This is a genomic window from Caulobacter sp. GW821-FHT11E10 (genome assembly GCF_058808375.1).
This window is the reverse complement of record NZ_JBXARP010000007.1, coordinates 20,048-36,716: the sequence shown is the minus strand read 5'-3', so window position 1 is coordinate 36,716 and position 16,669 is coordinate 20,048. Positions and strand designations below refer to the sequence as shown.

Sequence of the window (16,669 nt, the reverse complement as noted above, 5' to 3'; positions counted from 1 at the left end):
GATGATGCGCATGGGTCCGGGTTCGATTTCACGGCGAGGCGCGCTGGGCGGCCTGGCCGTTGCGCCGCTCATCGGGTCGTGCGCCCTGGCCGCCGCGCGGCTGCCCCAGCGCACGGTCCGCGCCGCCGCGCCGTTCGACATGCCGAGCATCGCCGTCCCGGACTTTCGGGCCAGTCGCTTGTTCCCGATCACCGACTTCGGCGCGGACCAGGGCGATCAGGCCAGGACGAGCCAGGCCATCGCCCGGGCGATCGCGGCGGCGCATGAGGCCGGCTCGGGCGTGGTGGTCGTGCCCGCCGGCGTCTGGCCGACCGGCAAGATCCACCTCAAGAGCCATGTGAACCTGCACCTGGCCAGGGGCGCGACGCTGCTGTTCTCGTCCGACCCCAAGGACTATCTGCCGGCCGTCCCGACCAGCTGGGAAGGGCTGGAGTGCTACAACTATTCGCCGCTGATCTACGCCTACGCATGCGAGAACGTGGCGATCACCGGCCAGGGGACCCTGGAGGCCCGGCTCGACGTCTGGCGCGAGTGGTACAAGCGCCCCAAGCCGCACATGGACGCCCTGGTCGCCCTCTACGGCATGGCCGTTAAGGGCGTGCCGGTCGAGCAGCGCCAGATGGCGACGGGCGAGAACAACCTTCGCCCGCACTTCATCCAGTTCAATCGCTGCCGCAACGTGCTGATCGAGGATGTCCGCATCCGCCACAGCCCGTTCTGGACCATCCACCCCTATCTGTGCCGCGACGTGGTGATCCGCCGCGTCGATGTCATGGCCCACGGCCACAACAACGACGGCGTCGATCCGGAGATGAGCCAGAACGTGCTGATCGAGGACTGCGTCTTCGACCAGGGCGACGACGCGGTCTCGGTCAAGTCGGGGCGGGAGTTCGACGCCTGGAGGCTGGCCACGCCGACCCGCAACGTCGTGATGCGCGATTGCAAGGTGAAGAACGGCCACCAGCTGATGGCCATCGGCAGCGAGCTGTCGGGCGGGATCGAGAACGTCTTCGTCGACAACTGCCACTTCACAGGCGACGGCAAGGGCGCCGACGGCTGGGCCGTGCCGGTGGCCAACATCCTGTTCGTGAAGACCAACGAGCGACGCGGCGGTTTCGTGCGCAACATCCACCTGTCCAACGTCTCGGCCGCCAAGGTCGCCGGCGGGGTCCTGTCGGTCGATACCGACGTCCTCTACCAGTGGCGCACCCTGGTCCCGACCTACGAGCGGCGCTTGACGCCGATCCAGGGACTGCACGTGTCCGATGTCCGGGTCGGCGAGGCCAAGTTCGTCTGCCAGATCAAGGGCGCGGCCGAGCTGCCGGTGCGCGACGTATCGATCCGGCGCGTGAAGGTCGAGACGGTGACCGGCAAGGCGATCGACAATGCGTTTGTCGAAGGCTTCTCGCGGTCCTGAGGGGCGGCGGGCTATTGTGGAATGACCAACAAGGGATGTGAACTCAATGCTGAGCGCCTTGCTCGTCGTCGCCGTGCTGTCGGGACAGGCTCCATCACAACCCAATGCCGTAGGCTGTGCGATCACCGCCGAGCAGTTGGCGGCCAATGCCGGCCTGTCCTTCGACGAGTTCGACCAGAAGGGCAGTTCGCCGTGGACGGCGCGGCAGCTTGGCAATCGAAAATGCTACCGCGAGGCGGCGAAGGCTTCCGAGCACTATCTTCTGCACGGGCCGGCCCTCAACGCGCGGGAACATAACGTGGTGAGCTGGCACCTGGGCCAGTATCTCGCCAGCGCGGGTGACGAGGCCGCCGCGGCCCGCGTCGTGGCCACGACGATCCGCCCGCCATCCGAGGAGCCCGACGGCTTCGACTGGAACACCTATGTGCGGGGAACCTGGGCCTTTCTGATGCGCGATCGCGTGATGCTCGACGCGATGTCGACTGAACTCGCCGCCAAGAGCGGCCTTCGCAACAACATGAACAGCGCGGTGTTGCGTCGCTTCCAGAAGTGCTTCGACCAGCCCTATGTCGTGGCCTACGATTCCAGCGCCTGCAGGGTTGAGGTCGTCCGCAGGTAGGGGCGGAAGAGGACGACATTTCCGCAGCGGGAAGCGGACATTCCCCACTCTTAGGCGTCGGCTATAGTCCACTGACGGCCTTGGAATACCGCGGGAATGCGGTCCTTCGGATTCATTCCTGGAAACTTTTCCAAAGCCGCGATCCGTTTCCGGTCGCCGGTTCGTCCTTGGTGTGTCCCTAACCGAAGGAGAGCCGCAATGGCTGGGCTAATCGCCATCTACAAAAAGCCAGCTGACGTCGAAGCGTTCGAAAAGCACTATTTCGAGACGCACATACCGCTCGCCAAGAAGATGCCGGGATTCAAGAAGTACGAGGTCAGCCACGGACCTATTTCAGTCCTGGCCGGGCCGGCCGATGTGTATCTGATCGGGACGGTGTACTTCGATGATCTCGAGGCGATGAATAAGGCGTTCGCGAGCCCGGAGGGGCGGGCCTGCGCGGCGGATCGTCAGCTCTTCGCCCCCGATGATACGGGTGTGCGGATTTTCGTTCTCGACACCCGGGAAGTCTGACCCGATCCGCGGCGGCCGTCCGGCGGGCCGCAAATAGAGTAGGTCGAACGAAAAAGGATCGACGATGTCGACACCCAAAGCAGCTTATGTCCTCGTCCACGGCGGTTGGCACAACCAATCGACTTGGGACAAGGTCGCTCCGATACTCGAAGCCGAAGGCCATACGGTGCTGACGCTCGATCTTCCCGGCGCGGGGGCCAATACAGTCGCGCCGAAGTCGCTTGGCGCTCGCCCGTTCGACCTCGCCGCGTTCGCCGCCGAGCCGTCGCCTGTCGCCGGCGTCACGCAGGACGAGCGGACACAAGCGGTTGTCGCGTTGGTGAAGGCCGCTGCGTCGGTCGGTGACCGCAAGGTCATCCTGGTCGGGCACTCGGCCGGTGGAATGACGATCTCGGCGGTCGCCGAGCAAGTCCCCGAGCTGCTTGCGGCGGTCGTCTATATTGCCGGGTTCATGGTCCCGAACGGGTTGTCGCTGCTCGCGATGCTGCCGCATGAAGCCATGTCCTCGGCTCTGTCTCCTGGACTGTTCGTGGGGGACCCCGCCGCGATCGGGGCGACCAGGATCAACCCCGGACCCGCCGACGAGGCTTACAGGTCTTTGCTCAAAGCGTCGTTTTACGCCGACGTGTCCGATGTCGATTTCGCTCGGGCGGCCTCGCAGCTGCACTGCGACGAACCGAACGGCGGCGCCCTGGCCCCATCGCAAATCACGCCTGGCGGATTTGGCACGGTGCCCCGCCACTACATCCGCACCGCCCAGGATCGCGCGGTCCCGCTGGCCGGTCAGGACCACATGATCGCGGCGGTCGATGGCGCGATCGGCGGCGCGACGATCACGCACACGCTGGAAAGCAGCCACTCCCCCTTTCTCTCGCAGCCGGCCGCCTTGTCGAAAATTCTCCTCGACCTGGCCGCCCAATCCCTGACGGATCAGCGCGTGGGCACGGTAGGTCTCGTTCCATGAGCACGGAGGCATTCGAAGATCGCCTGACCGCGCTCAGGCCGCGCCTTCATCGCTATTGCGCGCGCATGACGGGATCGACGGTCGATGGCGAGGACGTCCTGCAGGACACCCTCGTCAAGGCGCTGAGCGCACGAGCCGAGGGCGCGCGCGTGGATAATCTTGAGGGCTGGCTGTTTCGGATCGCCCACAATACGAGCCTCGACCTCCTTCGCCGCAGGTCCCGGACCACCGTCGTTCCGCTCACCGAAGACGTCGAGGCCGAGCCGACGCCCGAAGCTGACCTCGTCGCGGTCAGCTTTCAGACGTTTCTACAGCTGCCGGAACTTCAGCGCTGCGCGGTGATCCTCAAGGATGTGCTCGGCCACTCGATCGACGAGGTCGCGAGCATCGCCGAGTGTACGCCGGCGGCCGCCAAATCGGCGCTTCAACGCGGCCGCGCGGAGCTGCGGCGCCTCGCGCAGATGCCCGCGGACACCCGGCTGCCGCTCATGCCCGATGCGGCCCGGCGAAAGATGGCCGCCTTCGTGGAGCTGTTCCGCAGGGGCGACTTCAATGCGATCCGCGCCATGCTCGCCGACGACGTGAAGCTTGAACTGGTGAACCGGCTCAGGTGGGAGGGGCGCGACAAAATCCTCCCCTACTTCACGCGCTATGCCGAAGAGATCAAATGGCGGTTCGAGTTCGGCGCGATCGAAGGCCGTCCCGCGATGCTGGTCTTCGAAAGCGGCGCGATGGCGAAGCCGGCTTATTTCGTGCTGGTCGATTGGCGCGACGAGGAGATCTCGGCCATCCGCGATTTCCTTTTCGCTCCCTATGCCGTCGAGTCGGCGGACTGGGTGAGGTTGGGTCCGCCGGACTAGCTGATCACGCCGTGAGATGTAGGGATGGCGCCTTCCCGGGCGGGAAGGGCCAGGCGCCGCCCCAAAGCAAAAAGCCCCGCGTCTTGCGACGCGGGGCTTTGCCATTCACGGATGAATGTAAATCAGGAGATCTTTTCGACCTGGCTGTATTCCAGCTCGACCGGGGTCGCGCGGCCGAAGATCGAGACGGTGACGCGCAGGCGGGACTTTTCCTCGTCGACCTGCTCGACCGCGCCGTTGAAGCTGGCGAACGGGCCGTCGATGACGCGGACGTTCTCGCCGACTTCGTACAGCACCACGGACTTCGGAGCGGCGACGCCCTCTTCGATGGCGCCGACGATGCGTTGGACTTCCTTTTCGGAGACCGGCATCGGCTTGGAGCCGCTGCCGAGGAAGCCCGTCACCTTCGGGGTGTTCTTGATCAGGTGGTAGGCCTCGTCCGAGAGGTTCATCTTCACCAGGACGTAGCCCGGGAAGAACTTACGCTCGGCGTTGACCTTCCGGCCGCGGCGGATCTCGACGACCTCTTCGGTCGGGACGAGGATCTCGGAGAAGTTCTCCTCCAGGCCCTGGTTCTTGGCCTGCTCGCGGATGCTCTCGGCCACCTTCTTCTCGAAATTCGAGTAGGCGTGGACGATGTACCACTTGTGGTTCGGGTTCGAGGCGGTTTCGGTGCTCATCGCTTCTGTCTTATCCCGAGGTGGCGAGCTTCAGGAGCTGATTGATGGCGAAGCCCACGCCGCCATCGACGGCCATGAAGAACAACGACGCCAGAACCACCATAATGAAGACCATCACCGAAGTGATCCAGGTCTCTTTGCGGGTGGTCCAGGTGATCTTGCGGGCTTCGGCGCGAACTTCGCGGAAGAACTGCACCGGGCTCGTGCGCTTCTTGGGGGCGGCGGGAGCCGCGCCGGCCGTCGCTGCGCCGCCACCGGCGGGCGCCATCGCCGCGGCCGTCTTGGCGGCGCGGTTCTTGATCGCGGACGGGCTGGATCCCGGTTTCCTGGCCATGCTCTAGAGGCTCACGACTTCCTAAAATGACCCGGACCGAAACGGCCCGGCGGCCAGAACGACGGATCGAAACACGACCCGTCGGAAACATATAGTGGCAGGAGTGGGGGGACTCGAACCCACGACTTTCGGTTTTGGAGACCGACGCTCTACCAGCTGAGCTACACTCCTGCGGACCGACTGGCCTTTTTGGGGCCGACGGACATCCGGAGACAGACAGCGCGCCGGGAGGCTTCGAAGCCTCGGCGCGCCACGTCTTGTCGCCAGAGCCGCGCCATTTAGCAGGGTCGCACCCGCCGGGCAAGCGGTGCGCGGAGGATTGCCGGGTTTGGCGTGTCACACGCCGATGAACCGGGGCTCGGGCGAGGATCGAAGCGGCCCGCACGACGTTATCAGGCCATGCCGAGAATATCCGCAAAGCCCCGATCGCCCTCAGCGCCCGAACGTCCCTCGAATCGGGAGGTCGAGTACGAGAACCAGCGTCCCGCCAAGCAGGATGGTCAGCCGCCGAGGCCGGCCACCGAGCCTAGCGGCGCGGCCGATAGCACCCGTTCGCCGAAGACCCGGACGGATCCGGGCTCCGGCGAGAGTTGAGATCCTAGACGGTCGACTGGATCAGCCGGCCTTCTCGGTCTTGGCCTTGGCGGCCTTTTCCGTCTCCGTGGCCGTGCTGGCCGGCAGAGTCGCGCCGCACTGAATGCCCAGGTAGCTGAACTTGATGTTCGTCAGCTCACGTCCACACTGGGTGTTCTTGCCGCTGTCCGTGCCGCGTAGCGACACCGCCACGCCCTTGGACAGGTCCGGCGCCGGACTGGCCGAACTGATGTCGTAATATCCGCCGCCGCGACCCTTCACGACCAGGCAGTCGGTCTTTTCGACGGGCCGCACGCAGCCCGACGCCGTGACAGGTGTTCCTTCGACGACAACTTGATTGGCTTGCGCGACTTTCGTCTTCGCGCCGCCATCGCTGCAACCAGCCAAACCAAACGCTAACAGACCGGCCGCCGCGGCGGCCCCTACGAACCAAACCCGCATACGTTCCTCCGTATCGTTGGCTCCGCGAACGAAGCAAAAGGAAGTCTGCGCCTCGTTTGGAAGAGCGGCAATCACATTTTTGACGTTTTCGAAAAACCGGTTCGCCTGTTTTGGCGGATTGGGAAAAAGATTGTCCTTAATTGAGGAGCTTGCGCACGTAGCGGGAGAATTGTCGGCGATGCGACGCAATCTCATACCGTTCAAGATAAGCGGTTTCATCGACTGAACGATTGTTCACGGACCACAGTGAGTCTCCTGAGGGGCGACTCAATATTGCGGCTTATCTTCAGAGGATCGTTCGCCGGCTCGATGCGGTGTCGAAGGCTCAGTTTTTCCAAACTCCGCTTTAGACAACCCGCGTTGACATGGAGACGGCCATGCACAAATGAGACAGGCGTCGCCCTTAGGGCCATGGCGGCGCCCGCCTCTCCCGCGCCGAGCGCGTATAGGATTCAAAGAGTTCAGATGACGGCCACCGCGACCGTTTCCGCGCCCACTGGCGCCGCCCCCGTGAAGGACGCTCCGTTCCACGTCGAGAAGGTGCTGTGGGTCAAACACTGGACGGACCGTCTGTTCAGCTTCGCCATCACCCGCCCGGCCTCGATGCGCTTCCGCTCGGGCGAGTTCGTGATGATCGGCCTGCCGCCGCGTGAAGAGCTGGGCGAGAAGAAGCCGATCCTGCGCGCCTATTCAGTGGCCTCGCCGCACTTCGCCGAGGAGCTGGAGTTCTTCTCGATCAAGGTGCCCGACGGTCCGCTGACCTCGCGCCTGCAGCAGATCAAGGAAGGCGACGAGATCCTGCTGGGCAAGAAGCCGACCGGCACCCTGGTGCTGGACGCGGTCCGCCCGGGCAAGCGCCTCTTCCTGTTCGGCACCGGTACGGGCCTGGCGCCCTGGTTGTCGGTGGCCCGCGACCCCGACGCCTATAGCCGCTTCGAGCGCGTGATCGTCGCCCACGGGGTGCGCGAAGTGCAGGAACTGGCCTATCGCGACCTGTTCACCAGCGAGATCCAGGAGGATCCGCTGGTCGGCGACGAGGCCAAGGCTCAGCTGACCTATTATCCGACCGTGACCCGCGAGCCGTTCGAGCGCCAGGGCCGCTTCACCGACCTGATCAACTCCGGCCAGATCTTCCGCGACCTGGGCCTGGAGCAGACGAAGTTCGACCCCGAGCACGACCGCGCCATGCTGTGCGGCTCGATGGCCATGATCAAGGACACCGCGGCGCTGCTCGAGGCCCACGGCTTGAAGGAAGGCTCCAACGCCGATCCGGGCGACTTCGTGATCGAGCGCGCGTTCGTGGGATAATCCTCCTACCCGCCAATATTGTCGTCATCCCGGATAGCCTCTGCGAGGCTTCCGGGATGACGATGTGTTTGATGCGCTGATGCTCTGACGGCGAGCGCTGGATCGAGTACGCTTCGCCCCATGACCGCCTCCGCGCCGCGCCCGCTCAAGAACCTCACCGTCGAGGAGGCCCGCGCTCGGATCCTGGACGGCGCGACCCGCCTGGGCGTCGAGCAGGTCCCGCTCGCCGACAGCCTGGGTCGCGTGCTCGCCGAGCCGGTCATCGCCTCGCGTCATCAGCCGCCGTTCGACGCCTCGGCCATGGATGGCTGGGCGATCCGCCGGGCCGACTACGCGCCCGGCAAGGCCTTCGCCGTCGCCGGTGAGAGTGCCGCGGGCAAGGCGTACGCCTCGGACGTGAAGGCCGGGCAGGCTGTCCGCATCTTCACCGGGGCCCCGATCCCCGCCGGGGCCGACCTCGTCGTCATCCAGGAAGACGCCGTCCGCGACGGCGACACCGTCCGCTTCGAGGCCGGCGACAATCCCAAGTCCAACATCCGCGCCGCCGGCGGCGACTTCCGGTCCGGCGACGTCCTGCTGAGCCCCGGCGTCGTCATCGATCCCTGGCGGCTGTCGCTGGTCGCCTCGGCGGGCCTGGCGCAAGTCCCGGTCGCGCGCCGGCCCCGGGTGGCGATCCTGGCCACCGGCGACGAACTGGTCCCGCCGGGCGCCCGCCCGCGCCCGGACCAGATCTTCGAGAGCGGCTCGTTCAGCCTGGTCGCCCTGATCGACAGTTGGGGCGGCGAGGCCTTCCGCCTGACCGCCCAGGCCGATGACGCGGCCGCCATCGCGGCCGCTGTGGCCCCTGTCGAAGCCGACCTGGTCGTCACCATCGGCGGCGCCTCGGTCGGCGACCACGACCTGGTCAAGCCGGCCCTCAAGGCCCTGGGCCTCACGCTTTCCGTCGAGACCGTGGCCGTGCGCCCCGGCAAGCCGACCTGGTCCGGGCGCCTATCGGATGGGCGCCGCGTGCTCGGCCTGCCTGGCAACCCTGCTTCGGCTCTGGTCTGCGCCGAGCTGTTCCTGCGGCCCCTGTTGGCGGCCTTGACCGGGGCCGACGCCGAGCTCCGCCTGGTCGCCGCGCGCCTCGCCCAGCCCTTGCCCGCCACCGGGCCGCGCGAGCACTGGATGCGCGCGGCTCTGGACGTTGACGGCGAGGGGCGGATGGTCGCCACGGCCTTTCCGGACCAGGACTCGTCGCTGGTCGGGGTCTTCTCGCGCGCCGACGCCTTGCTGCGTCGGTTGTCCGACGCACCGGCCGCCTCGGCGAACGACGTCGTCGAAGTTCTGCCACTTCGACGCGGTTGAAACCGCGACGGCGACGAATTCACGTGCTAAGCCCGATCGACTCCGCCCGGGGTTCGCCCCGGACTTAAGGCTCAAGAGGTCCGTTTCATGGGGCATGCAGGCAAGATCGCGACGCACGTCCTCTTGGCTTTCCTGGCCCTGCTCGTAGGCCGCTACCTCGTCATCGACATGCCGTTCACGCCCGATACCCTGCTGCAGGCGGGCTATTACGCGCTGGGCGCCTTGATCGTCGAACTGCTGTTCCGGGTCGAGCGCGCGCCGTGGCGGTTCGTTTCGGCCAGCGACCATCTGCGCCTGTTCCGCTCGGCGGTGCTGACGGCGGCGACCTTCATGATCATCACCCGGTTCGTGCATCCGGGCATCGACGGCGGCCTGCGCACCGTCGCCGGCGCCGCCCTGATCCAGGGCACCTTCCTGTCGGCCCTGCGCGTCGTCCGCCGCAGCCTGCATGAGCGCCAGCTGCTCGACTCGGTCCTGCGCCTGGGCCCCGCCTCGATGCACCCGGCCCTGCCGCGCCTGCTGATCATCGGTTCGGCCAACGAGGCCGAGGCCTTCCTGCGCGCCCCGGCCGGCCTGGGCGAGCGCTACGCCCCGATCGGCGTCGTCTCGCCGCTGGACCGCGAGACCGGCGACGAGCTGCGCGGCGTCTGCGTGCTGGGCGCCATCGCCGACTTCGACCGCGTGCTGGCCCGCCTGCGCGACAGCGGCCTGCCGCCGTCGGCCATCCTGTTCCTGACCGACAGCGCCATGAGCACCTTCGGCGCCGAGCGCCTGGGCCGGCTGAAGACCGAGGGCGTTCGCCTGCTGCGCCGCCACGGCGTGGTCGAGATGGGCGCCTCGGCGGCCGATTCGGCCCCGGTGCTGCGTGAAATCAGCCTGGAAGAGCTGCTGAGCCGTCCGCCCGTGCGCCTGGACCCGGAGCCCGTCCGCGCCCTGGTGTCGGGCCGTCGCGTGCTGGTCACCGGCGCCGGCGGCAGCATCGGCTCGGAGCTGTGCCGCCAGATCGCCGCCAGCGGCTGCGCCCACCTGACCATGGTCGACACCTCGGAATACAACCTGTTCCACATCGACCGCGAGGTCGCCCAGACCTGGCCTGGCCTTCTGCGCCAGGAGGTGCTGTGCGACGTGCGCGACACCGCCCGGGTCATGCGGGTGTTCGCCGAGCAGCAGCCGGACATCGTCTTCCACGCCGCCGCGCTGAAGCACGTGACCCTGGTCGAGAACCATCCGTGCGAGGGCGTGCGGACCAATGTGCTGGGCACCCGCAACGTCGCCCTGGCCGCCAAGGCCTGCGGCGCGGCGCACCTGGCCCTGATCTCCACCGACAAGGCCGTGGCCCCGACCAGCGTGATGGGCGCGGCCAAGCGCGTGGCCGAGGCCGTGGCTCGCCAGTACGGCGGCGGCGGCGACATGCAGGTCAGCATCGTGCGCTTCGGCAATGTTCTGGGCTCGGCCGGCTCGGTCGTGCCGATCTTCCAGAGCCAGATCGCCCGCGGCGGTCCGCTCACCCTGACCCACGCCGACGTCGAACGCTATTTCATGACCATCCCCGAGGCCGTGCAGCTGGTTCTGCGCGCGGTGGCCCTGTCGCGGATCGCCTCGGAGCCCGAGGCCGGCGTGCTGACGCTGGAGATGGGCGAGCCGGTCAAGATCATCGATCTGGCCACGCGGATGATCGAGCTGCAGGGCCTGGCGCCCGGCCGCGATATCGAGATCCAGATCACCGGCCTGCGTCCCGGCGAGAAGCTGACCGAGACCCTGGTCGACGCCAACGAGGTCGCCCGGCCCAAGGCTCCCGGCATCATGGAAGCCGTCCGCCTGGCCCCCGCGCCGAAGATCCCTGACGCGCGGCTGGACGCCCTCAACGCCCTGGCCGAGGCCGGCGACGAAGCCGAGGTTCGCGCCCAGCTGTTCGAACTGGTCGAGGACCTCCGCCAGGTCGGCCCGTCGAAGGTCGTGAAGATCCGGGCGTCGTAGGGGCTCCCCGCCCTTTGACTCCCTAGTCCCCAACTGCTACACGCCGCGCCTCGCTCCCGGACCTCGTCCTGGGGCGTGCTCGCCGTTATGGCGGGTTCAAATCCGTGGAAGGGCCGCCAAGCCCGCACCACGGCTCACCAGCGGGGGCTCCGGCCCCCACGAGAGGATACTATGGCTAAGAAGATCCTGGGCTACATCAAGCTCCAGGTGAAGGCTGGCTCGGCCACGCCTTCGCCCCCCATCGGCCCGGCTCTGGGTCAACGCGGCGTCAACATCATGGGCTTCTGTAAGGAGTTCAACGCGCGCACCGAGAACGTCGAAAAGGGCACGCCCCTGCCGACCGTGATCACTGTCTACCAAGACAAGTCGTTCACCTTCATCACCAAGACGCCTCCGGCGACGCACTACCTGAAGCTGGCCACCGGCCTGAAGTCGGGTGCGAAGCTGACCGGTCGCGAGACCGTCGGTGAAGTCACGCGCACGCAACTGCGCGAGATCGCCGAAAAGAAGATGAAGGACCTGAACGCCAACGACATCGAGGCCGCGGCCAAGATCATCGAAGGCTCCGCCAAGGCCATGGGCCTGAAGATCGTGGAGGCCTAATCACATGGCTAAGCAACCCAAGCGCATTCAGGCCTGGACCGGCGACCGTGACGCCACCCACGCCCTCGCCGACGCCATCGCTCTGGTCAAGGCCAACGCCAAGGCCAAGTTCGACGAGTCGATCGAAATCTCGGTCAACCTGGGCGTCGACCCGCGTCACGCCGACCAACAGGTCCGTGGCGTCGTGAACCTGCCCTCGGGCACCGGCCGTGACGTCCGCGTCGCCGTCTTCGCCAAGGACGCCAAGGCGGCCGAAGCGACCGCGGCGGGCGCCGAGCACGTCGGCGCCGAAGACCTGTACGAAAAGATCGCCGGTGGCTTCATGGACTTCGATCGCGTCATCGCGTCGCCGGACATGATGGCTCTGGTCGGTCGCCTCGGTAAGGTGCTGGGCCCGCGCGGCCTGATGCCGAACCCGAAGGTCGGCACCGTGACGCCGAACGTCGGTCAAGCCGTCAAGGACGCCAAGGGCGGCGCCGTCGAGTTCCGCGTCGAGAAGGCTGGTATCGTCCACGCCGGCATCGGCAAGGCCTCGTTCACCGACGAAGCTCTGCTGATCAACGTCAAGGCGCTGGTCGAAGCTCTGAACCGCTCGAAGCCGTCGGGCGCCAAGGGCATCTACATCAAGCGTATCGGCCTGTCCTCGACCATGGGTCCGGGCTTCAAGGTCGACACCGCCTCGGTCGGCTAATCGCCTTTCGAGACTGAAGTTGCGGACGGGCGCTGGAGCGATCCAGCGCCCGTTTTGCATTTGGGCGGCGGTTTGCGGCGCGGCTAGACGATGCTATCTTTTGTCTAGACGGAGGTTCCATGCCCTTCCATGTTCGTGATCCCGAAACCGACGCGATGGTGCGCTCCTATGCCGAGGAGAAGCGTGTCGGCATCACCGACGCCATCAAGTTGGCTGTGACCAAGGCGCGGGCGGCCGACGAGGCGGCCCTGGCCGAGAGGCGCGCCGCGCTCAAGGCGATCCGTGACGAGCTGAACAGCTATCCCAGGACCGGCGAGGTCGCGGACAAGGCGTTCTTCGACGAAATCAACGGCGACTGATGTTTGTCGATGCTTCGGCGTGGGTCGCCATTCTGGCCAATGAACCTGAGGCCCTGATCCTTGAGGAGCGGGTGCTTGAGGCTGGTGTCGTGCTGGTCTCGCCGATCGCTGTCTGGGAAACCGTTCGAGCTGTCGCCAAGACTATTCATATCGAGCCGGGCAGGGCGGCGGAGCTGACGCGAGCCTATATGACCAAGGTTCGCGCTCGCACGGTCTCGATCGGTCTGTCGGAAGAGACGCTTGCCCTCGAAGCCCACGCCCGCTTCGGCAAGGGCGCCCATCCGGCCAAGCTCAACATGGGCGATTGCTTCGCCTATGCGTGCGCCAAGGTTCACGGCGTGCCGTTGCTCTACAAGGGCGAGGACTTCGCCATGACCGATATCGAGGCGGCCTGACGTGACCGAAGAGATCTTCGACGTCGCCGTGATCGGTGGCGGGCCGGCCGGGTTGATGGCGGCTGAGACGGTGGCGAAAGCCGGCAAGTCGGTCGCCGTGTTCGAGAAGATGCCGACCTTCGGGCGCAAGTTCCTGATGGCCGGGCGCGGCGGGCTCAATCTCACTCACTCCGAGGACTTCGAGCGGTTCGGGGGTCGCTATGGCGCGCGGTCGGACACCCTGCGGCCGATGCTGGAGGCTTTCGCGCCGAAGGACCTGGTGGCCTGGGCCGAGGAACTGGGTCAGCCGACCTTCATCGGCGCCAGCGGCCGGGTGTTCCCCAAGGCGATGAAGGCCTCGCCGCTGCTGCGGGCCTGGCTGGCGCGGCTGGAGGAGCTGGGCGTTCAGCTGCGCACTCGCGCCGAGTGGACGGGCTGGACCCCTGACGGCGGCCTGCTGATCAATGGCGAGGTCGTGCGGGCCCGGGCGGTGATCCTGGCCCTGGGCGGGGCCAGCTGGGCCAAGCTGGGCTCGGACGCGGCCTGGGTTCCGGCGCTGGAAGGGGCGGGGGCGAGCGTCGCGCCCTTCCGCGCGGCCAACTGCGGCTTCGACGTCGCCTGGAGCCCGGTGTTCCGCGAGCGCTTCGCCGGCGAGCCCTTGAAGAACATCGCCCTGCGCCATGGCGGCAAGACCGCGCGCGGCGACGCCGTGGTCGCGGGCTACGGCCTGGAAGGTGGGGTGGTCTACGCCCTGTCGGCCGCCCTGCGCGACGCGGTCGAGGCCGAGGGCAAGGCGGCGCCGACGATCGACCTGCGCCCCGACATCCCGGCCGAAACCTTGGAGCGGCGCCTGCGCGCCCCGCGCGGCGGCCAGAGCCTGGCCAACTTCCTGCGCAAGGCGGTCAAGCTGTCGCCGGTCGAGGTCAACCTGCTGCGCGAGGCCCATGGCCTGGAGCTGCCAGCCGAACCGGCGGCCCTGGCGGCGGCGATCAAGGCCGCGCCGATTGTCCTGACGGGCGTCCAGCCGCTGGAGCGGGCGATCTCGGCGGCCGGCGGGGTGCGGTTCGAGAGCCTGGACGGCCTGGCGCTGCGCGGCCGGCCTGACGTGATCCTGGCCGGCGAGATGCTGGATTGGGAAGCCCCGACCGGCGGCTACCTGCTGCAGGCCTGTTTCGCGACCGGCGTGGCGGCGGGTAGGGCGGCGTTGGCGCGCCTGGGCTAGGTCGGGCCGAGCAGGCCTTGCTGGCTGAACTTGACCGAACATCGTTCCGCGAGCACTCTCCCGCTCCACTCCGGGGGGAGCTCTCATGACGACAATTGATCAGACGCCCGCCATCGACGGCGCGCGGCTCGATGTGCTGACCGGCGAGCGCAAGGTTTTCATCGACCGCTGGATCTACGTGTTCATGGCCGCCAGTTTCGTGGTCATCGTGCTGCTAGGGTTCATCCCGGACTCGCTGGTCAAGGTCGCCGCGGTCGAGGCCGGGCAGCGCCCGCCGTTCCCGCTGGTGCTGCACCTGCACGCCCTGCTGATGGGGGCCTACCTGTTGTTGCTGCTCACCCAGACCTCGCTGGTGGCGACCGGCCGGGTCGCGGGGCATCGCTTGCTCGGCTTGGCGGGCGCCGTGCTCGCGGTGGCGCTGGTGGTCGTCGGGTTCGTCCTTATTCCCACCATCTATCATCAGGTGTTCGCCGGCTTGCAGGTCGTGCCGCCGCAGGCCAGGCCCCAGGTGCTTGAGCTGTTGAGGTTCCTCGAGAACATCATGCTGGTTCAGGGACGCATTGGGATCGTCTTCGCGATCCTGGTGTTCCTGGGCGTCAGGGCGCGCGCGACGGATCCCGGCTTCCATAAGCGGATGATGATCCTGTCGATCGTGGGCGCTCTTCCCGCCGCTTTCGACCGGATGACCTGGCTGCCGACCACGATGCCGGCCAGCCCGGTCTCGCCGGACCTCTACGTCCTGCTGGCGATCGCCCCCATGTTCCTGTGGGACGTGGTCCGCAACCGTCGCGTCCATCGCGCCTACTGGGTCTGGCTGGCGGTCGTGACCCCGTTCACCATCGCCGTGCATATGCTCTGGGACACGCCGTACTGGCACGCCACCGCCAAGCACCTGATGGGTGTCTGACGGACGGGTCTACTTGATCGCCGCCCGGATCTTCGCGGCTATCGCCTCCAGGTCCTTCGGATCCGCCACCGCGTTCTCGGCCAGATAGACCGGCTTGCCGGCGATGCGCGGGATCACGTGGACGTGCAGGTGCGGCACGCTCTGGCCGACGCCGTTGTTCTGCAGGATCAGGAAGCCTTCCAGCCCGAGGGCCTCGACCTGCGCCTGGCCGACCTTCTGGGCGACGGCCATCACCCTGGCGATGTCCTTGGGGTCCATCTCCAGGAGGTTGCGGGCCTGGGAGGTCTTGGAGATCACCAGCACGTGGCCCGGCTCCAGCGGTGCGCGGTCCATGAAGGCCAGGACCTGGGCGTCCTCATAGACCTTGTAGCTGGGCAGCTCGCCTCGGATGATCCGGGCGAAGACGTTGCCCGGGTCATAGGCGCCCTTCAGCGGCGGGAAGGGGGCGGTCGCCGCGCTAAGGGGCTCGAAGCGGGCCAGCCAGCGGATCACCTCGCTCTCCAGCGCGATGCGCGCGTCCGAGAAGCTGTGGTCGGTGGCCATATAGGTCTCGGTCAGGGCCTGGGCCCCGGCGGCGCGCGCGGCGGCGGCCAGCTTGCGTGTGCCCGGCGCACCGGCGAACTCGGCGCCGATCATCAGCAGCGGCCGGTTCGAGATCCGGGCGGAGAGCTTCTCGAGATCCAGCTTGTCGGCGTCGCGTTCGATCTCGGCGACCAGGGCCTCGGGCGTCGTGGCCAGGGGCGCGGTGTCGGGGCGCATGCCCTCGATCGCGGCCTTGCGGACCGCATCGCTGGTGATCCCGGCCTTCTCCTTGCCGATGTCCCAGGAGTCGATCAGCACGGCCCCGGCCACGTGCGGCTCGGCGGCGACGGCGTCCGCGGCCATGAAGCCGCCCATGCTATGGCCGGCCACGACGATGCGGCTGGTGTCGACGTGGTATTTGGCGGCGTTGGCCGGATCCATCAGGAAGGCCACGGCCGCCTCGCCGTCGGCGCGGGCGTTCGCGAAGCTGAACTGGCCCTGGCTGCCCCACGAACCGCGATAGTTGATGCGCATGGCGTTCCAGCCGGCCCGGCGCACGGCCTGCAGCAGGTCGATATTGGTCTCGTTGCCGGGGAAGCCGTGCAGGAACAGCAGGGTCGGATGCGGCCCGGCGCCCGAGGCCAGGTACATCAGGGCGTTGACGTTGGCGCCGGCGATCTCGACCTGGAAGGCGGCCATGTCGGCGGGGCGGTCCTTGTTGCGGGACGGGTCGGCGACCACGGCCCGGGGCGTCGGCGGGGCCTTCAGCTCGGCCAGGGCGGGGGCGCCGGCCAGGGCGCCCAAAAGCAGGGCGGCCAAAAACAGGGGGCGAGCCCCGGCGACAAGCTTGCGAGTCATGGACGCCCCTCGTTCCGATCGCCGCCGATAGTCCAGAAAGCGGCGGCCAGGGAAAGGGGGAAGGCGAGGGTTCCGACGC

Annotated in this window: 17 protein-coding genes, 1 tRNA gene and 1 pseudogene; 14 read left to right on the top strand and 5 right to left on the bottom strand. The window is 67.4% G+C overall.

Translation table 11 applies throughout. The features are described from left to right. Window positions 1-10 precede the first annotated feature (10 nt). The 5 genes from AC1RRV_RS15530 to AC1RRV_RS15510 all read left to right on the top strand — a co-directional run bounded on the left by AC1RRV_RS15530 (window position 11) and on the right by AC1RRV_RS15510 (window position 4,373). Window positions 11-1,417, top strand: a complete 1,407-nt coding sequence (locus tag AC1RRV_RS15530; protein WP_492860560.1) for a glycoside hydrolase family 28 protein — start codon at window positions 11-13, stop codon at window positions 1,415-1,417. A gap of 46 nt (window positions 1,418-1,463) precedes the next feature. Beyond that, a complete protein-coding gene (locus AC1RRV_RS15525) occupies window positions 1,464-2,036 on the top strand; it encodes a hypothetical protein (protein ID WP_492860559.1) in 573 nt (190 codons plus the stop codon). 198 nt (window positions 2,037-2,234) lie between these two features. Beyond that, window positions 2,235-2,549 carry an EthD family reductase gene (locus AC1RRV_RS15520; protein WP_492860558.1) on the top strand — a complete coding sequence of 105 codons (315 nt, stop codon included), beginning with the start codon at window positions 2,235-2,237 and terminating at the stop codon, window positions 2,547-2,549. Window positions 2,550-2,613: 64 nt separating this feature from the next. Next, on the top strand, window positions 2,614-3,513 hold the full coding sequence (locus AC1RRV_RS15515; RefSeq protein ID WP_492860557.1) for an alpha/beta fold hydrolase: 900 nt from the start codon (window positions 2,614-2,616) through the stop codon (window positions 3,511-3,513). Beyond that, window positions 3,510-4,373, top strand: coding sequence for a sigma-70 family RNA polymerase sigma factor (locus AC1RRV_RS15510; RefSeq protein ID WP_492860556.1), 864 nt, complete (start codon window positions 3,510-3,512; stop codon window positions 4,371-4,373). Before AC1RRV_RS15515 ends, AC1RRV_RS15510 begins: the two co-directional genes overlap by 4 nt. Window positions 4,374-4,495: 122 nt before the next feature. Here the strand turns inward: AC1RRV_RS15510 and nusG are convergent, their stop codons facing one another. From nusG to AC1RRV_RS15490, 4 genes are all read right to left on the bottom strand, one after another. Further along, the gene (nusG, locus tag AC1RRV_RS15505) at window positions 4,496-5,053 is read right to left on the bottom strand and encodes a transcription termination/antitermination protein NusG (protein WP_492860555.1); all 558 of its coding nucleotides are present in this window, start codon (window positions 5,051-5,053) and stop codon (window positions 4,496-4,498) included. A 10-nt stretch (window positions 5,054-5,063) separates the two neighbouring features. Further along, a complete protein-coding gene (gene secE, locus AC1RRV_RS15500; RefSeq protein ID WP_492860554.1) occupies window positions 5,064-5,387 on the bottom strand; it encodes a preprotein translocase subunit SecE in 324 nt (107 codons plus the stop codon). Between the two features lie 95 nt (window positions 5,388-5,482). After that, a tRNA-Trp gene (locus AC1RRV_RS15495) sits at window positions 5,483-5,558 on the bottom strand. Window positions 5,559-6,002: 444 nt separating this feature from the next. Further along, a complete protein-coding gene (locus tag AC1RRV_RS15490; protein WP_492860845.1) occupies window positions 6,003-6,422 on the bottom strand; it encodes a hypothetical protein in 420 nt (139 codons plus the stop codon). Between the two features lie 385 nt (window positions 6,423-6,807). Here AC1RRV_RS15490 and AC1RRV_RS15485 point away from each other — a divergent pair. The 9 genes and pseudogenes from AC1RRV_RS15485 to AC1RRV_RS15445 all read left to right on the top strand — a co-directional run bounded on the left by AC1RRV_RS15485 (window position 6,808) and on the right by AC1RRV_RS15445 (window position 15,210). Beyond that, window positions 6,808-7,730: pseudogene (locus AC1RRV_RS15485) on the top strand (ferredoxin--NADP reductase). A gap of 120 nt (window positions 7,731-7,850) precedes the next feature. Continuing rightward, window positions 7,851-9,077, top strand: coding sequence for a molybdopterin molybdotransferase MoeA (locus tag AC1RRV_RS15480; RefSeq protein WP_492860553.1), 1,227 nt, complete (start codon window positions 7,851-7,853; stop codon window positions 9,075-9,077). 87 nt (window positions 9,078-9,164) lie between these two features. Next, window positions 9,165-11,054 (top strand): polysaccharide biosynthesis protein, encoded by a 1,890-nt coding sequence (locus AC1RRV_RS15475; protein WP_492860552.1) that lies wholly within the window; start codon window positions 9,165-9,167, stop codon window positions 11,052-11,054. A gap of 171 nt (window positions 11,055-11,225) precedes the next feature. Next, on the top strand, window positions 11,226-11,657 hold the full coding sequence (rplK, locus tag AC1RRV_RS15470) for a 50S ribosomal protein L11 (protein ID WP_354071952.1): 432 nt from the start codon (window positions 11,226-11,228) through the stop codon (window positions 11,655-11,657). A 4-nt stretch (window positions 11,658-11,661) separates the two neighbouring features. Continuing rightward, window positions 11,662-12,348, top strand: a complete 687-nt coding sequence (gene rplA, locus AC1RRV_RS15465) for a 50S ribosomal protein L1 (protein WP_492860551.1) — start codon at window positions 11,662-11,664, stop codon at window positions 12,346-12,348. A gap of 119 nt (window positions 12,349-12,467) precedes the next feature. Continuing rightward, window positions 12,468-12,707, top strand: a complete 240-nt coding sequence (locus tag AC1RRV_RS15460; RefSeq protein ID WP_492860550.1) for a type II toxin-antitoxin system VapB family antitoxin — start codon at window positions 12,468-12,470, stop codon at window positions 12,705-12,707. Continuing rightward, window positions 12,707-13,102, top strand: coding sequence for a type II toxin-antitoxin system VapC family toxin (locus tag AC1RRV_RS15455; protein WP_492860549.1), 396 nt, complete (start codon window positions 12,707-12,709; stop codon window positions 13,100-13,102). The genes AC1RRV_RS15460 and AC1RRV_RS15455 overlap by 1 nt, the downstream gene beginning before the upstream one ends. After that, on the top strand, window positions 13,086-14,303 hold the full coding sequence (locus tag AC1RRV_RS15450) for a BaiN/RdsA family NAD(P)/FAD-dependent oxidoreductase (RefSeq protein ID WP_492860844.1): 1,218 nt from the start codon (window positions 13,086-13,088) through the stop codon (window positions 14,301-14,303). Before AC1RRV_RS15455 ends, AC1RRV_RS15450 begins: the two co-directional genes overlap by 17 nt. 85 nt (window positions 14,304-14,388) lie before the next feature. Then, window positions 14,389-15,210 carry a hypothetical protein gene (locus AC1RRV_RS15445; protein WP_492860548.1) on the top strand — a complete coding sequence of 274 codons (822 nt, stop codon included), beginning with the start codon at window positions 14,389-14,391 and terminating at the stop codon, window positions 15,208-15,210. Window positions 15,211-15,219: 9 nt separating this feature from the next. On the opposite strand, the gene AC1RRV_RS15440 is transcribed toward AC1RRV_RS15445, so the two are convergent. Then, entirely contained in the window at window positions 15,220-16,590 is a 1,371-nt protein-coding gene (locus AC1RRV_RS15440; RefSeq protein ID WP_492860547.1) for an alpha/beta fold hydrolase, read from the bottom strand. Between the last annotated feature and the right edge of the window lie 79 nt (window positions 16,591-16,669).

Coding starts and splice junctions, on each gene's coding strand:
- AC1RRV_RS15445 (WP_492860548.1), top strand. CDS start 14,389: ATGACGACAATTGATCAGACGCCCGCCATCGACGGCGCGCGGCTCGAT.
- AC1RRV_RS15515 (WP_492860557.1), top strand. CDS start 2,614: ATGTCGACACCCAAAGCAGCTTATGTCCTCGTCCACGGCGGTTGGCAC.
- AC1RRV_RS15525 (WP_492860559.1), top strand. CDS start 1,464: ATGCTGAGCGCCTTGCTCGTCGTCGCCGTGCTGTCGGGACAGGCTCCA.
- AC1RRV_RS15455 (WP_492860549.1), top strand. CDS start 12,707: ATGTTTGTCGATGCTTCGGCGTGGGTCGCCATTCTGGCCAATGAACCT.
- AC1RRV_RS15520 (WP_492860558.1), top strand. CDS start 2,235: ATGGCTGGGCTAATCGCCATCTACAAAAAGCCAGCTGACGTCGAAGCG.
- AC1RRV_RS15440 (WP_492860547.1), bottom strand. CDS start 16,590: ATGACTCGCAAGCTTGTCGCCGGGGCTCGCCCCCTGTTTTTGGCCGCC.
- AC1RRV_RS15530 (WP_492860560.1), top strand. CDS start 11: ATGGGTCCGGGTTCGATTTCACGGCGAGGCGCGCTGGGCGGCCTGGCC.
- nusG (WP_492860555.1), bottom strand. CDS start 5,053: ATGAGCACCGAAACCGCCTCGAACCCGAACCACAAGTGGTACATCGTC.
- AC1RRV_RS15490 (WP_492860845.1), bottom strand. CDS start 6,422: ATGCGGGTTTGGTTCGTAGGGGCCGCCGCGGCGGCCGGTCTGTTAGCG.
- secE (WP_492860554.1), bottom strand. CDS start 5,387: ATGGCCAGGAAACCGGGATCCAGCCCGTCCGCGATCAAGAACCGCGCC.
- AC1RRV_RS15475 (WP_492860552.1), top strand. CDS start 9,165: ATGGGGCATGCAGGCAAGATCGCGACGCACGTCCTCTTGGCTTTCCTG.
- rplA (WP_492860551.1), top strand. CDS start 11,662: ATGGCTAAGCAACCCAAGCGCATTCAGGCCTGGACCGGCGACCGTGAC.
- AC1RRV_RS15480 (WP_492860553.1), top strand. CDS start 7,851: ATGACCGCCTCCGCGCCGCGCCCGCTCAAGAACCTCACCGTCGAGGAG.
- AC1RRV_RS15510 (WP_492860556.1), top strand. CDS start 3,510: ATGAGCACGGAGGCATTCGAAGATCGCCTGACCGCGCTCAGGCCGCGC.
- AC1RRV_RS15460 (WP_492860550.1), top strand. CDS start 12,468: ATGCCCTTCCATGTTCGTGATCCCGAAACCGACGCGATGGTGCGCTCC.
- rplK (WP_354071952.1), top strand. CDS start 11,226: ATGGCTAAGAAGATCCTGGGCTACATCAAGCTCCAGGTGAAGGCTGGC.